General features: G+C 36.3%; 14 protein-coding genes. 5 read left to right on the top strand and 9 right to left on the bottom strand.

The window, feature by feature from the left end:
• Window positions 1-732: a hypothetical protein gene (locus tag JIN86_RS22045; protein WP_202342888.1), complete on the bottom strand. Its 732-nt coding sequence runs from the start codon at window positions 730-732 to the stop codon at window positions 1-3.
• The gene (locus tag JIN86_RS22040; protein ID WP_202342887.1) at window positions 725-2,062 is read right to left on the bottom strand and encodes an AAA family ATPase; all 1,338 of its coding nucleotides are present in this window, start codon (window positions 2,060-2,062) and stop codon (window positions 725-727) included. The genes JIN86_RS22045 and JIN86_RS22040 overlap by 8 nt, the downstream gene beginning before the upstream one ends.
• Before the next feature lie 149 nt (window positions 2,063-2,211).
• Between JIN86_RS22040 and JIN86_RS22035 the strand changes: the two genes are divergently transcribed.
• From JIN86_RS22035 to JIN86_RS22020, 4 genes are all read left to right on the top strand, one after another.
• The gene (locus JIN86_RS22035) at window positions 2,212-2,661 is read left to right on the top strand and encodes a hypothetical protein (protein WP_202342886.1); all 450 of its coding nucleotides are present in this window, start codon (window positions 2,212-2,214) and stop codon (window positions 2,659-2,661) included.
• A 526-nt stretch (window positions 2,662-3,187) separates the two neighbouring features.
• Window positions 3,188-4,936 carry a methyl-accepting chemotaxis protein gene (locus JIN86_RS22030; protein ID WP_202342885.1) on the top strand — a complete coding sequence of 583 codons (1,749 nt, stop codon included), beginning with the start codon at window positions 3,188-3,190 and terminating at the stop codon, window positions 4,934-4,936.
• A gap of 136 nt (window positions 4,937-5,072) precedes the next feature.
• Complete coding sequence (locus tag JIN86_RS22025) at window positions 5,073-8,243, top strand: non-ribosomal peptide synthetase family protein (protein ID WP_004224369.1); 3,171 nt, start codon at window positions 5,073-5,075, stop codon at window positions 8,241-8,243.
• Window positions 8,240-8,896 carry a 4'-phosphopantetheinyl transferase family protein gene (locus JIN86_RS22020; protein WP_202342884.1) on the top strand — a complete coding sequence of 219 codons (657 nt, stop codon included), beginning with the start codon at window positions 8,240-8,242 and terminating at the stop codon, window positions 8,894-8,896. The genes JIN86_RS22025 and JIN86_RS22020 overlap by 4 nt, the downstream gene beginning before the upstream one ends.
• Before the next feature lie 78 nt (window positions 8,897-8,974).
• Here JIN86_RS22020 and JIN86_RS22015 read toward each other — a convergent pair whose 3' ends face one another.
• From JIN86_RS22015 to groES, 5 genes are all read right to left on the bottom strand, one after another.
• Window positions 8,975-9,985, bottom strand: coding sequence for an ABC transporter substrate-binding protein (locus tag JIN86_RS22015; RefSeq protein ID WP_202342883.1), 1,011 nt, complete (start codon window positions 9,983-9,985; stop codon window positions 8,975-8,977).
• A gap of 10 nt (window positions 9,986-9,995) precedes the next feature.
• A complete protein-coding gene (locus tag JIN86_RS22010; RefSeq protein WP_004224363.1) occupies window positions 9,996-10,757 on the bottom strand; it encodes an ABC transporter ATP-binding protein in 762 nt (253 codons plus the stop codon).
• Between the two features lie 4 nt (window positions 10,758-10,761).
• Entirely contained in the window at window positions 10,762-11,841 is a 1,080-nt protein-coding gene (locus tag JIN86_RS22005) for a FecCD family ABC transporter permease (protein WP_009374126.1), read from the bottom strand.
• Window positions 11,842-12,194: 353 nt separating this feature from the next.
• Entirely contained in the window at window positions 12,195-13,826 is a 1,632-nt protein-coding gene (gene groL, locus JIN86_RS22000; protein ID WP_004224361.1) for a chaperonin GroEL, read from the bottom strand.
• A gap of 129 nt (window positions 13,827-13,955) precedes the next feature.
• A complete protein-coding gene (gene groES / locus JIN86_RS21995) occupies window positions 13,956-14,240 on the bottom strand; it encodes a co-chaperone GroES (protein ID WP_004224358.1) in 285 nt (94 codons plus the stop codon).
• 171 nt (window positions 14,241-14,411) lie between these two features.
• Here groES and JIN86_RS21990 point away from each other — a divergent pair, with 171 nt between their 5' ends.
• A complete protein-coding gene (locus JIN86_RS21990) occupies window positions 14,412-15,176 on the top strand; it encodes a CPBP family intramembrane glutamic endopeptidase (RefSeq protein WP_004224356.1) in 765 nt (254 codons plus the stop codon).
• Between the two features lie 86 nt (window positions 15,177-15,262).
• Here JIN86_RS21990 and tatC read toward each other — a convergent pair whose 3' ends face one another.
• Window positions 15,263-16,087 (bottom strand): twin-arginine translocase subunit TatC, encoded by an 825-nt coding sequence (gene tatC / locus JIN86_RS21985; RefSeq protein ID WP_004224353.1) that lies wholly within the window; start codon window positions 16,085-16,087, stop codon window positions 15,263-15,265.
• A gap of 20 nt (window positions 16,088-16,107) precedes the next feature.
• Window positions 16,108-16,302, bottom strand: coding sequence for a twin-arginine translocase TatA/TatE family subunit (gene tatA / locus JIN86_RS21980; RefSeq protein WP_004224351.1), 195 nt, complete (start codon window positions 16,300-16,302; stop codon window positions 16,108-16,110).
• Window positions 16,303-16,359: the final 57 nt, after the last annotated feature.

The raw sequence follows: 16,359 nt of genomic DNA, 5'->3' as shown, positions 1-16,359 counted from the left end.
TTACTGTACATCTGTTTTAATCATTTCAAATAATAGCGGTACATTCGTGCCACGATGCAATGAATGACAGCCTTCCATTAAAAATGACCAACTTTTCTTTACTTTTTCCCTATATGACAACTCTGAACTGACTGGGAGATAGGTGCTTAAATATTCCTCAATCGTGCATGTCAGATTGTCCATAAATTCATCTGCTTTTTGTATTTTTTCTGTAGGGATTTCATTGCGCTCATTCCATAAGACATGCTCTAAATTCGTAGAAAAATAAAATAATTGATAAGGTACTTTCATACGGTTAATGCTAAAGTGGTCGTTGGCAATCAAAATTCTAGCATTCTTAGCCTTCATATCATTGCGTTGTTCTATTTGTTCTTTGCGTTTATCCGACTTCACTAAAATAGCATCGTCTGTATAAAATAAGTTTTGCTCGATACGCTCATCTACCTTGACGCACTCTGGTGCGATAAAGCATCCATCTGCATCTGTAATATGAACAACCGCTGTTAAATCATTGGCTAAAAATTTATATTTTTCAAGATAGCTTTGAATCACTCGTACAACACTGTTTTTAATATTCGGTATGCGTTTGTGCGCATCCCACTTTGTTAAGATATCTTCTCGTTGTACATCAAAGCGTATTGTGGAGTTCGCAAAATGAGCATCTAAATAATCCTCTAAAATAATTTGCTCCGTCTGCCCTTCCACAATAATTAAAAGTACTTTTTTAGTCATGTTGAACACCCGCTTTACGAAAAGCCCGCTTTATTTTAAAAGTTTTAGTTTCCTTATATATCTCTTCCTCTTGCCCGCCAAGCTGGATAGCACGTAAATAGACATCTCTAGCGTTATCTACTTCTTTCATACCTTTTAGCTGCATATAACGGTGATGTTCATTTGTTGTCGTAAACCATAAATTTTTAATAGCTAGCACCTCTAACACACGTAGATTATGGGAAGTAAAAATAAGTTGCCCTTTTCCGTCCTCATCTATCACTGTTAACAACTCACCTAACAAATATTCAAATACACCTGAATCTAATTCATCAATAACCACGCATGCATTCGGATTATTATATACAGCAATCAATACACTAAGAATAGAAATGATCTTTAAAATTCCCTCTGACTCTGTTCGTAGCGGTAATTCCTGCTCCCCACGCTGAGACAAAAATTCGAAACGGATTCCTTGCTCGCCACTGTCCATCATTTGCTTTGTAATGATATTAATTTTAATCGTCAGACCAGGAATAATGGCTGAGAGCACTTGATTACTTTGTTCAATAACCTCACATAAAGCATAGAATCCATCCTCTGGTAATAAAGCTGGGCCATTTAAATCATAAGGAATAAGACCTCTTGTTTTCTCTAAATGAATACTGAATGGCATCATCCGTTCTTCAAATAGTGGGGCAATATTTTGAGTATTAACAACATGTAAGTCTCGACTAAAATCAACAGCAATATTTTGAAGCAACTGCATTTCTAGCTCAGAAAGTCGTTCCTGTAATAATGCCTTTATATCCTTATGGAATAGAAATGACATATATTGTTTTCTTGCTAACTGTTGAATAACCAGTAATTGAATTCGTGCTTGTTCACTCAAATCATCCAGTTTCGATTGACGGATTTGTACATCCCTCTCCGACACAGCCACTAAAATCTTTGATCGCTTCCCTTTCGTGTTTTCTCGATAGGTAAGGCGCTCCAACGTAGTATATAGTCGATGCTGATCCTCCTGTAGCTCCACATAGTAATTTACAAAAAATGTACCGAATTGATTCTGAACTAGAAATTCTACATCCAAGCTAGCTGTTTGCTCTCCTGCCAATATAAGTCTTTTCTTTTGAGAGGGCAACTTCACTTCAGCAAGCCATCCTGATAGAAGTGTCTTCAATAAACTAAATGCATCTACAATGGTTGTCTTTCCAGAGCCATTTTGTCCATATAGACCAACAACATTCGCTTGTAGAAATGTCTCAAAATTTACTGCGAGTACAATTTCACCCTGTCGTACATTTCGTAAATTTTGTAAGTTTATTTTTTTTATCTTAATAATTGCCATATGCTAAACATCCTTTTAGCTTTTTCCCTTATTATAATGAAATTCGTTTTATTTTATAACAAAATCGAACTTAAGCATCCATAGCCTATAGCCTATGACAAAAATCGCAATAGGCATATGTTAGAAAAAATGAAGAAAGGTGTGTTTCATTGGTTTATCCTAGATTAGCCCCTGATGATTTTAACAGTCAATTTCGCCCAGGTATGAAAATATGGGTAACACTCCCTACTGGTACTTATTCAGGTACATTAATTCGAACATTCGGAACTGGAGGAAGAACTGCTGAAATTCAGTTAGATAATGGTCAAATAGTGACTGTGGATGTTAGTCAAATCACTGCTGCAGGTACAGGAACACCTCCTGGTAGTTCCTATCCACCGCCATACCCACCATATCCGCCTCAACCTTATCCACCTCAACCTTATCCGCCACGTCCATATCCACCTCAACCTTATCCGCCACGTCCATATCCACCACAGCCTTATCCGCCTCAACCTTATCCGCCACGTCCAGGGGGGCAATATCCTGGTTTCCCACCACCATTAATACCAGGACTCCCTAATATTCTACCGGGTATATTTGGAAATCCACGACCATAGCAACAACTAGAAAAGGTTATTTCTTTATTTAAGAATAAAGAAATAACCTTTTTTTCATTTTACTCCCATAACAAAAATCATCAAATTCCTTTACATATAAGACATGACAAAATAAGTAAAAAGCCCTAACAAGGAATTGGAAATTGATATTTCAGCCAATTTTTTAATCAACCAAAAATAAGTAAGATTTGAGCATACTTCTTTTTTATATCAGGAAATATGTCGCTTTTTGTAAAAATTTAACCTAACCTAAAAATTATATAGACTAAAAAACTATATATTATCGTTTATTTATAGAAATCATGCCTTGAAATAGTAAGTTTTCTGGGTTGTGAATCAATTTTTTTGGCAGTATAGTAGTTAAATGATAGGGGATAAATAGATTATTTTGCATCTATAAATAGTTTACACGCATCTGGACTTCTACGAATAACATCACCATCTTCAATGTGTATTACATTGACTAAATTATCCATTTATAGTCCTTAGCTTGAAATATTTGCTATATCATATTAGGAGGAAAAGCATGAAAACACGCAAGAAGCAGCAAATGTCTATTAGTAAGAAATTAACTGCAATAGTAGTGAGTATTTTATTATTATTCGGATTAGTTACTTTAGGTCTTTCTTATTATATAGTAAGAAATAGTAATTTAACAGACATGAATCAATCTCTTTCTGACAAAGGCATGATCCTATCCAAAACCATTGATATTACTACACTAAAATCGATATTAGAGAATCCTACAAATAGTAACCCCGATGCTCTACGATTAACTAGTGAAATGGATGCAATCAATGATAATTCTGATAGCATTACCAATCTATTTTTAATTACCGTTAACGGTGAAAATATTAATGCACCTGTTCTATCATCTAGTATACTTGAACTAGGGGCAGAGTATAACCAAGATATGATTGCAATGGGTTTATCTCCGGATTTCCTAGCAAGAATTAAAGAAGTTTTTGATACAAAAAAAGCAACAGCAACAGATATTTATAGCGATGAATATGGTAGCTATAAAACAGGCCTTACACCAATCTTGGATGAGAATGGGGACATGCTGGCTGCTTATGCCATTGACTATGACGTATCAATGGTAACAGGAAAAGCGATGTCTGAAGCCCTATGGACGTTATTAGTAACGGTTATTTTCTTAATTGGTTCATCCATTGCTGTTTACACTCTTTTAAGAAAAAAATTAACACCAATTCAACAACTTTCCTTACAATCTAAAAAAGTCGCAGAAGGTAATTTAGAGCTTGAACCATTACCAGTTACTTCAACAGACGAAGTAGGAATGCTCACACAAAATTTTAATTCAATGATTGATAACTTAAAAAAAGTTATTAAGAGTACAACAAATGTTTCTGAGCGTGTTTCAAACACAGCCAATGTTTTATCTGTAAATATGCAAGAAGCTTCCGATTCATATAATAATGTAGCATCTTCTATGCAGGAGATTGCAAGTGGCGCTGATCTTCAAGTACAGAAGGCAAAAGAAAGTACAATTACCATTGAAGAAATGAATATTGGTATTCAACGTATTGCCATGACATCCAATCAAATTTCAGAATCCTCGATTTTAGCATCAGAGGAAGCTGAAAGAGGAAATGAATCGACAAATAAATCTGTTGCACAAATGAATGCTATTAGCAAAGCAGTTAATCAATCTGCAGCTTCTGTTAAATTACTTGGCGAACATTCCAATAAAATCGAAGAAATCGTAGGAATCATTACAGGGATTGCTTCACAAACCAATTTACTTGCATTGAATGCGGCGATCGAAGCTGCACGTGCTGGGGAGGCTGGTAGTGGCTTTGCAGTGGTAGCTGATGAGGTACGTAAACTTGCAGAGCAATCTGAGGCATCTGCAAGAGAAATTTCTACACTTATTTCTCATATCCAGCATGATACAAACGAATCTGTAAATATCATGGTTCACGCTGTAGAAGAAGTAGATCATGGTATTGTCATGATCAATGATTCGGAAAAATCATTTAGCCAGATTTTAACTTCCATTCACCATGTGACAGGGCAAATTCAAGAGCTTTCTGCAACAATTGAAGAAATGGCAGCTGGTATGGAAGAAGTAACATCTGCTGTAAAAGATATGGAAGATTTTTCAGTCAATTCAAAGGACAATACAAGAGCAGTAGCAGCAACTTCTGCCTCTCAATTGAATACAGTACAACGAGTTTCTGAAGAAGCTCAAGTATTATCCGAGCTATCTGATGAATTAATGAATGTTGTTAATACCTTTGTAGTGAAATAAAAAATGAAAGGGCTGCCCTTATAAAGGAGATTTATGTCCGTTAGTTTCTCACAGATCGATTCACTACTGTGGACCTAATGACGCTAATCACTCCTTCATAGGTGTCGGCCCTTTTCTAAAATAGGAGTTGTCATAATTGAAGAATAAACAAGAATTTGATGTACACCCATCACAGAATAATACGCATTCTTTTGACCAACAAACGCTACCATCCAATTGTACACAATTATTAAACGGAGAAGACTTACTCGCATATCAAACGTTAAACCGTACAATAGCTGACTATAATCAAAACACCACAATACCTGACGTATTTTATCAGGCAGCACAAAAATATGCGGAACGAATCGCATTATCCTATGAAGGTGGAAAACTTACCTACCGTCAGCTAAATGAACAATCCAACCAAGTTGCTCATATGTTAGTTGCCAACGGTCTACAAAAAGGAAACTATGTAGCGATAGTTATGGAACGTAGTAAAGAAACCGTCATTAGTTTGTTAGGTATCCTGAAAGCTGGTGGAGTTTATGTTCCCATTGATCCGAGCTATCCAAAAGAACGCTGTCAGTACCTATTAAACGATACAGGTGCTCCATTTATCATAACGAAAAACGAACATACAGTTCTACTAAATGATTTTATACATAATGATTCTCAAACACGTACAGTGTTCACAATCAACCAAATGGAGCAAGGGTATTCACAGGAAAATATCCAATGTGAACTTCTTCCATCCGATTTGGCCTATATTATTTATACATCTGGTTCAACAGGTAAGCCAAAAGGCGTCATGCTTAAGCATGAAGCTGTCATTAATTTAATCACAGATAATCAACGAATCTACCATTCAACTAAAGAAGATGTTTACTCCCAGTTTATTTCTTTTAGTTTTGACCCTTCTATAACAGAAACTTTTACTGCTTTATTTTCAGGGGCAAGACTTCATATGCTTACAAGTATAGAACGTTTATCCATTGAGGCATTTGCTGATATGATCGACCGTGAGCAAGTAACGACCGCTACTGTTCCAAATGCTTTCTTTACACAGCTAGCTACACATTTACCAGTTAGCTATAGAAAAAAGCTTTCGACATTAAATTATTTATCTGTAGGTGGTGAAGCCCTATTGCCTGCCATTGTTCAAAAATGGCAAGACAAATTTGGACTTTCTACAGAAATTATTAACGTGTATGGACCAACTGAGTGTACAGTATTGTCCTCCTATTTTAAGGTGAAAAGTCAGATAACAGACATGCAATCTAGTATCCCCATTGGTAGACCAATCGCCAATTATGAAATGTATGTTATTAATACGGACGATCAGCTATGTCCCGTTAATGAAATCGGAGAATTATGTATTGCTGGTGCTGGTTTAGCAGCCGGTTATTTACATCAGCCTGAAAAAACGGCTGAAGTATTTGTCCCTCATCTCTTAAAGCCAGATCAAAAAATGTATCGAACAGGTGATTTAGTTCGACTATTGCCAACTGGTGTCATTGAATTTGTTGGACGTAAAGACTCTCAAATTAAAGTAAGAGGCTTCCGTATTGAACTTGGAGAGATCGAAACAGTATTGAGCAATCATACGAGCATTCAGGAAGCTGTGATCATTGCGAAGAAAATGGCTGATGGGCATAATCATTTATTTGCCTATTATACGGCGGCAAGTGGAATGCAGCTTGAGGAGAGTCTTTTAAGGGATTACTTAGCAAATCTTTTACCAGATTATATGGTACCAGAGCAATTTATCGAATTGCAAGAAATGCCGTTATCCCCTACAGGAAAAATTGATCGTAAACACTTAGCTTCATTGGAATTAACTTTATCACGTAGCACTACATATATTGTCCCAGAAAATGATACACAGCGTATGCTTGCTACTGCTTGGGAATTTGTACTCGGTATTGAGCCAATTGGCATTCACGATAACTTCTTTCATATCGGTGGGCATTCGCTAAAAGTGCTCGAGATTCTTGTACAAGTGAAAAAACATATACCATTCTTAAAGATTCAGGATTTCTTCCAATATCAAACGATTGCTGAACTGGATCATTATATTCGTCATTATCAACCAGAAGCTATTGAAGATCAAGACGAGCCAACTAAAAACATGGTATTCAAGGACTTAATGGAGCCTAGTCCTCTACAAGTCTCCCAAAACGTGAAGCCCTTGCCAATGACTTCGGTATTACTAACAGGTGCTACAGGTTATTTAGGTAGTCATGTATTATATGAGCTATTAGCAACAACAACTGCGCACATATATTGCCTTATTCGACCAAGTACCCAAACTACAATTGAAGAAAAACTAAGAGAGAGTATGCAATTTTATTTTGGCAATACCATTGCTCAGCAGATGAAAGATCGTATTACTGTTATCCAGGGTGACTTAGGGAAGCATCGACTTCATTTATCTGATAAAGATGAAAAAATCATTATGAAAGAAATTAATGCCATCATTCATTGTGGTGCAGATGTACGTCATTTCGGTGCAGCTGATCATTTTAATAATGTCAATGTGAATGGAACTCGCTACTTGCTTGAAATAGCCAAACAGAAACCAGGTGTGCATTTCCATTATGTATCGACAATTGGCATTCCAGAGGAGCTAGCTGCCATACAATGGGGACCAAATGAAGCAAAAGGTAACTTCAATTACAATGTAAAGCTTGATAATGTTTATACTCAAAGTAAGCTAGAAGCAGAAAACCTTGTTCGCAACGCTGTACAGGATGGAATCCCTGTCTCCATTTATCGTGTAGGAAATTTAAGCTGTCATTCTGAAACAGGTAAATTCCAACGTAATATCGATGACAATGCCTTTTACCGTATGATTAAATCAATGCTTAATTTAGGTAAAACACCTACTGCACAGTGGCATGTTGACTTCACACCAATTAATTATGCTAGTCAGGCACTTGTTTCTTTGGCAAGCCAGCCAGCAACCAACGGCCATGTCTTCCATTTATGTAACCCTGTATCGCTTACTTATTTAGAATTAATCGATATGCTTAAGGAAATTGGTTATGACTTAACAATTGTTTCAACACAAGAGTATACTGATTGGCTATTAAATGGCGATCATCCAAAAGGTGTACAGGAATATTTATCGTTAGCCATTGCGCAGCTTGAAGGTGATGGAGCAAGTGACTCCCCATTTATCTTCAATTGCAAAAAAACGATAGAATTTTTAGCTCATACCAAGATTGAATGTGCGGCACCAAATAAAGCCTTTATTCACAGAATGATTCAATATGGCATTGATACAGGCTACTTTCCAGAACCAAAACAAGTCAATATAACATGATAAAACAAACTATACAGTTATTTGCACTTCCTCTAGGAGTAAAGTTAGCACCATCAGAACGGGATACTTTCCTTAAAGTACTCCCTTTTGAGGTTCAAAGAAAAGTTCAGCAATACAAGCACTGGCAGGATCAGCAAAGAGCGTTGCTAGGTAGCACTCTTATTAGATGGGCACTCCTTCCCTATATAGATGACGTTCTGTTATATCTAGCTCACAATGAATGTGGGCGCCCATATATTGCAGGACACCCCCATTGGCAGGGAGATTTTAATCTCTCTCATTCTGGGAATTGGATCGTGTTAGCAGTCACCACTATCGGACGAGTGGGCATTGATGTTGAAGAAATAAAGCCAGTAAGTGAAGATGTGATGGTATATGCGCTTTCTGAGACAGAGCGTCAATTGGTCTCTCATCAGCCTTTACATGTTTTTTATGAGTTTTGGACTTTAAAAGAGGCTCTTTTTAAAACAGGTTTATTGCCAAACTTATCGCCATATTTGCTTGATACCACCAACATAAAAAAAACAAGGAAAGACCTTTTTACTCAAATATTCTATCTCGATCCGCAACATCCTGTATGCGTCTGCTGGAACAATGAAAGTTCTAAGTTAATAACCACAATAGTAAATAAAGAGCAGCTTCTACAGTCATAACAATAATTATCCTCCGTAATAAGAAAACGCTGCCCTAACGTGTCATTTATTCGACCCGCTAGGACAGCGCTTTTTGTTTTATTTAAATAAGTCTGGATACATTTCTTTTGCTAATGCTTCCATTCCATCAATCGTGTTATAGCCATAGCCAAACATGTAATTGTAATCTACAATATACATTTGTTTATTTTTAATAGCCTTCATGCTGGAAAGTTTAGGATTCGCATAAATTTCTTCACGTACTTTTGTCAAATCAGAACCATCCCAGTTTGGTAGAATTAATACATCTGGATCTGCTGCAATTAATGTTTCAACACTTACATCGCCTGTTTCATCTTTGAAAATATTATCTAATTTTACCATTTTGAATGCATCATTAAAGAATGTTTCATCGTGTGCTGGATAAACAAAAAGCTCTTTTGGATCATTTGTATGCAGATAGGCAAATGTTTTTTCTTCTTTTATACTTTCTAATTTTGAGGAAATATCTTGTTGTCGACCTTTTAATTCTTTAATAAAGCTATCTGCTTTGTCTTGAACATTAAAAATTTCACCAATATTTTTTATATCTTTATAAATAGAATCATACGTGCCACCTGTTACGGATGACTCTAAAACATATGTTTTTATACCCATTTCATTAAGAGAGTCTACTGTCCCTACTCCCCATTCAGCATTATCAAATAAGCCACCACGACCAAATACTAAATCAGGATCAGTACCTAATGTAACCTCTTTCCCAACATATTCATCACTTAAAATATTTAGCTTAGCATACTCTTCTTCAACAGCTTTATCAACTGCACCAAAGTTTGCACCAACACCAACGATTTTATCGCCTAATCCTAAATGTAATAATAATTCTGCAGCTGGGCGTGTATTTGCCATAATTCTTTCAGGTGCTTTATCAAATACTTGATCTTTCTTTTCCCATGTTGATCCACCTTCAGCCTTTGTAAAGTTCTCAATTGTCAGTGGATAATGCTCTTTTGTTTGAGTTTCCTTAGATGTATCTTTTGATGTGTTACCGCAGGCTGTTAATGTTAATAAAGCCGCTAAACCAATCCCTAATAATAATTTTTTCTTCATGTTTTTCCTCCTACAGTCCATATGCAAAGCCTAATCCATTCGTCACTGGATTAGTAAACGTTTGACATTTGATATGATATAAAGCTTCTATTGTTTCTGGTGTTAAAACTTCTTGGGGTGTACCATGTGCATAGATTTCACCATCTTTTACTGCATAAAGATAATCACAGTAATGTGCTGCCATTTCTAGATCATGAAGAGCTGCTAAAACACCGATGTTTAAACTTCTTACACAGGATAGTATTTCAATTTGATAACGAATATCTAAATGATTTGTTGGTTCATCCAAAATCATAAATTTAGGCTGCTGGGCAATCGTTCTTGCTAAAATAACCCTTTGCTTTTCACCACCAGATAGTGAAAGAAAACTGCGCTCTCTATAAGATTGTAAGTTTGTTCTTGTCAATGCCTCTTCTACGATGTCAAAATCCTTTTGGTTATCTGACTCTAGCATTTTTTTATGAGGTGTTCTACCTAACATCACCATTTGTTGTACCGTTAAATCAAAGTGCATTTCATTGAATTGTCCAACTACACCTAAGTGTTGAGAAATCTTTTTTTCGGCGCTTTTTAAAACATCTAAATCATCTAAGAAAACCATCCCTTTTTGAGGTACTAGGCTTTTATAAATGCTTTTCAATAAAGTTGATTTTCCGCATCCGTTTGGTCCGATTAAGCCCACAAATTGTTGCTTATTCACATGAATGGATACGTTTTTTACGATTTCCTTTTTGCCGATTTTTACTTCTATATCCTTTGCTACTAATTCCATTGTTCTACCCTCCGAAGTTGTAACCTTTTTTTACAATCATATAGATAAATAATGGTGACCCAATGACAGAAGTAATAATACCAATCGGTAATTCCACATTTTGGATTAACGTTCTAGACAGAATATCCGCCCAAATCATGAAAAGGCCTCCTAAGAGCAATGTTCCTAACATTAATCGTTTGTGATCTGCCCCGAAAATACCTCTTGTGATATGTGGGATAATTAAACCAACAAAACCGATCATACCTGCATAAGCGACCATCGTTCCTGTAATAAGCGAGGTAAGAATCATATATAATTTACGATAAGCACTTAAATTGATCCCTAAGGTGATAGCTGATTCATCCCCAAGTAGCATTGTGTTTAGCACACGATGTTGGAAAAGGAATAATGCAGCTCCTAGTACAATCACGATTGTTAAAATTGGTGTTTTGTCCCAGCTGGCAGATGCTAAACTCCCCATAGACCAGAACGTAACAGTTTTAATGCCCTCTGCATTATTGGCAAAAAAGATGATAAGGCTTGAAAACGAACTACATAATGCACCGATAACAACCCCTGATAAAACCAATTTTACTGAGGTTGCTTTACCTCCAATGCTGGATAAGATAAGCACTGCCATCGAGGTAATCATCGCCCCTGCAAATGCACCAAAGGCTACTCCAAATTGTGCTAACAATGCACTACTCCCAAAACCAACTAGAATAGCAAAGGTTGCACCTAATGACGCTCCTGAAGAAATACCAAGTATGTATGGATCAGCAAGCGGGTTTTGGACAACTGCCTGCATGACAGCCCCACACAATGCAAGTCCGACACCAATCAATAAGGCAAAAACCACACGCGGCATTCTGACCTGTAGAATAATATTCAAATAGGATTCACTTTCCACGCTATCAAGTGTTCCAAGTTTTCCATTGGATATAGTATGTAGCAAAATATCCATCGATTGCTTGAAAGGAATGCTGACTTGTCCTATTGATACAGAAAAAACGGCAGATATTAAAATAGAGACTATTAAAAGCAAGATAATAACATAATAAATATTGCCCATTCCTATTCTGTTAGCTTCCTGTCTATCCAAAATTTCACCTCTATCTATTAAACTTTTAGTTAATGATAACGATTATCATTTTCATTTTGTATTGTAAGTGATAATCCATTGAAAAACAACAGGAAAATTTTTAATTATAGATTATGCATACATTTAGTAGATGAACATTCCACTACTGGCGGGTTTTGATTCGCTAAAATTATTGTTCCGATAGAAATTAAAACAGCTCATTGTAAATTCCGGATATTATATAGCGAAGAAAATTTAAGGATTTTTATTTAAACTCTGTTCTAATAAAAAATCAAAATAAAAAACCACTTTCCATAAAACTATGGAAAGTGGTCATATTACTTAAAAGATTGTGCTTATAGGCTAACTAAATCTTACATCATTCCTGGCATACCGCCCATGCCGCTCATATCTGGCATTGCTGGTGCTGCTTCAGGGATATCTGCTACAACCGCTTCTGTTGTTAAGAATAGGGCTGCAACTGATGCTGCATTTTGTAAAGCTGAGCGAGTTACTTTTGCCGGGTCTACTACGCCTGCTTCCATCATATTTACCCATTCGCCAGTTGCTGCATTGAAACCAATGCCAACTTCTTCACGTTTTAGACGATCTACGATAATTGAGCCTTCAAGACCCGCATTATTAGCAATTTGACGAACTGGTTCTTCTAAAGCACGTAGAACGATTTTCACACCTGTAGATACGTCGCCTTCTACTGCTTCAGCCGCTTTTTCTACTGCTGCATAGACGTTTAGGAGAGCAGTACCACCACCTGATACGATACCTTCTTCAACAGCTGCACGAGTCGAGTTTAAAGCATCCTCAATACGAAGTTTACGCTCTTTTAGCTCTGTTTCTGTTGCAGCACCAACTTTGATAACTGCTACACCACCTGCTAATTTTGCAAGACGTTCTTGTAATTTTTCTTTATCAAACTCTGATGTAGTTTCTGCAAGTTGTGCACGGATTTGACCAATGCGCGATTCAATTGCGTCTGCTCCGCCTACACCTTCAACAATTGTTGTGTTGTCTTTAGTTACAACAACTTTTGCTGCACGACCAAGTGCAGAAATATCAGCTGATTTTAGGTCTAAACCTAATTCTTCTGTAATCACTTGTCCACCTGTCAGGATAGCAATATCTTCAAGCATTGCTTTACGTCGATCACCGAAACCTGGGGCTTTTACTGCTACAGCATTGAATGTACCACGAAGTTTGTTCACAACAAGTGTTGCAAGAGCTTCACCTTCTACATCTTCAGCAATCATTAAAAGTGGACGACCTTGTTGTACCACTTGCTCTAATAATGGTAATACTTCTTGAATGTTTGTAATTTTTTTATCAGTAATTAAAATGTACGGGTTATCAAGAACCGCTTCCATTTTATCTGTGTCCGTTACCATGTAGTGAGAAGCATAACCACGATCAAACTGCATACCCTCAACTACATCTAGCTCTGTTGTGAAGCCTTTTGATTCTTCAATTGTAATAACTCCATCGTTACCAACGCGTTCCATTGCTTCAGCGATTAGTTGTCCAACTTCATCATCTGCAGCAGAAATGGCAGCAACTTGTGCAATTTCTTCCTTATTGCTTACAGGGCGAGAAATAGCATGTAATTCAGTAAGTGCTGCAGCAACTGCTTTATCGATACCTTTACGGATACCTACAGGATTTGCGCCAGCTGTAACGTTTTTCAAGCCTTCACGAATAATTGCTTGGGCTAATACTGTTGCTGTAGTTGTACCATCACCAGCGATTTCGTTTGTCTTAGAAGCAACTTCTGCTACTAATTTTGCTCCCATGTTTTCGTATGGGTTTTCTAGTTCGATTTCTTTAGCGATTGTCACACCATCATTTGTAATAAGTGGTGAACCGAATTTTTTTTCTAAAACAACATTACGTCCTTTTGGTCCTAATGTTACTTTTACTGCATTTGCTAATTTATCTACACCTTGTAACATTAATGAACGAGCGTCTTCTGAGAATTTAATATCTTTTGCCATGAGAATTTACCCTCCTGAAATGGAATATTCGTTAAGCTTCTTCAATATATTTATATCAATTTCACCTTATTGTCACATTTGTTATGCAAACAATAAGTATTCACCTTACGTAAGGTGCCTTTAAAGTTCTTATTCAATAATTGCAAGAATATCGCTTTCGCGTAAAATTAGGTATTCATTACCTTCAAATTTAACTTCTGTGCCAGCGTATTTAGAGAAAATAATGCGGTCGTCAACTTTAACGTCAAGCTCTACACGTTGCCCGTTCTCTAATACACGACCTGTCCCAACTGCTACTACTTTACCTTCTTGTGGTTTTTCTTTTGCAGAGTCAGGTAGTACAATACCGAATGCAGATTTTTCTTCTACCTCGATTAGTTCAATTACAATACGATCTCCTAGTGGTCTTAACAAGTGAAACAACCTCCTAATAATTAAATAATTGTTGATATTTATTAGCACTCTATATCAATGAGTGCTAACACAATTATTATGATAATCAATCACTCTTTTTTTTGCAAGTCAGAACTTCAAAAAATTTTGTTTTCTTTCCATATTCCTCTACAATAGAAAGGAAGCATATGAATGGAAAGGATTTTGATTGTGACTAATTCTCAAAAAGTAACGAAACATAAAAAAACAGCCCTGTATGTTTTGCTGATTTATATCTTGATGCAAATCTCTAGCAGATGGTTGCTCTTACCGTTCCATAGGCTCGTCATGAAGGTAACTGGTTTAGCTTCTGAACAAGCGGCTCCTATTACTCAAGGTTGGTATATTGCCCTAAGTTTTGCGGTTGCGCTCATTTTAAGCTTAATCCTTACATCTCGAGATAAAGCATTTTGGAACATTTATCAAGGAAAAAAAGAAACGATACCTCTAACAATTGTGTGGGGAATCATCGGCTTCTTCCTAGTGTTCTTTGGACAAATGATTGGTGCAGCTATTGAGATGGCTGTTTTCGGTATTGAAGGAGGCTCACAAAATACTGCTGATATTGTCGCAATAGCTAAAGGTGCTCCCATTGCCATATTAGCAATTGTTGTATTCGGGCCAATTTTAGAAGAATTCGTCTTCCGTAGAGTAATCTTTGGCTCGCTTGTCCAAACAACAAATTTCTGGGTGGCAGCAATTGTGAGTGCCATTTTCTTTGCGATTATCCACTTCGACTTCTCTCATATCTTGCTTTATACCATTTGTGGCTTAATCTTCGCCTTTTTATATCACAAAACAAAGCGCATTTGGACGTCTATTATTGCACACGTCATGCTTAATGGATTTGTGACACTTGTACAATTCTATGCTGAACCATTGCAAAAGTTTCTTCAAGAACTAGAAAAAATGCAATAAATTTTTGTAAAGCTATGTAAATTTATAGAAAGAAGGAAATTTAACAAAAAAGCTCGATGCCTTTATTTTGGCATCGAGCTTTATCTTTACTGTTGATTGAATCCTTCTATTTGTCGTCTTTGTTGTTCAAGTGCCTCTTCAATCTGACGCTTTTGTTCTGCTTCTTGCTCTTCTTTTAAACGAATCTCTTCAGATTTTAAATATTTGCGATAGCCTATTTTCGCTACCCAAACACTAAACTCATAGAGTAAAAACATTGGTACTGTTACGATTAAATGACTCATTAAATCTGGTGGTGTAATCATAGCCGCAATGACAAAAAGTCCGAAATAAGCATATTTTCTGTTCTTTGTCATAACTTGTGGATTTAGAATACCCAAACGTGCAAAGAATAGGAGTATAATCGGTAATTGGAAAACAAATCCAAAAGGTAAGGTGATTTGAAATAAAAACGAGAAATACTCATTAATTCCAATTGTTAGTTGTACACCTAGACGACTAGATAAATCAATCATAAAGTTCAATACATACGGAAATAAAATAAAGTATGAAAAAACAATTCCAGCTACAAATAAGATAAATGTAAAGGGTATATAGCTTAATGTTACCCGACGTTCCTTTTCATATAGTCCGGGTGAAATAAAGGCCCATAGCTGATATAGAATAATAGGAGACGTCAACAATAAGGCTATATAAAAAATCATTTGAAAATAAATTTTTATAGAGTCTGTTATTCTGAACGCGTTTAAAGAGAAACTCTGTGCGGTTTCACTGCTTTGTAAAAAATGAATAAGCGGCTCCGCCAAAAAAAACGCTCCAGCCACCGCAATAACAAAGAAAACGACTGCAAAGTAAAGTCGTTTCCTTAATTCTTCTATATGCTCAATGACAGTTTGGTTGTTTGCATTCATATTAGAAAGACATCCTTCAGTTACTTATCATCGTTTTTTACTTCGATGACTTTCTTTTTATCATTATCATCATCATCTGCTAACCCTTTAGTAGCATTTTTAAATTCACGCAGTGTAGAACCCATAGCTTTCCCTAACTCTGGTAACTTTTTAGGGCCAAATATTAAAATTGCTACAATTCCAATAATGATAAGGCTCATAGGACCGATACCCATTACAGCCACCTCCTCTTATATATTTTACATTTTAACTCACTTTCGATAATTTGGCTA

Source organism: Lysinibacillus sp. HST-98 (assembly GCF_016757845.1).
Lineage (GTDB): Bacteria > Bacillota > Bacilli > Bacillales_A > Planococcaceae > Lysinibacillus > Lysinibacillus capsici.
This window is presented reverse-complemented; position numbering and strand designations above follow the sequence as displayed.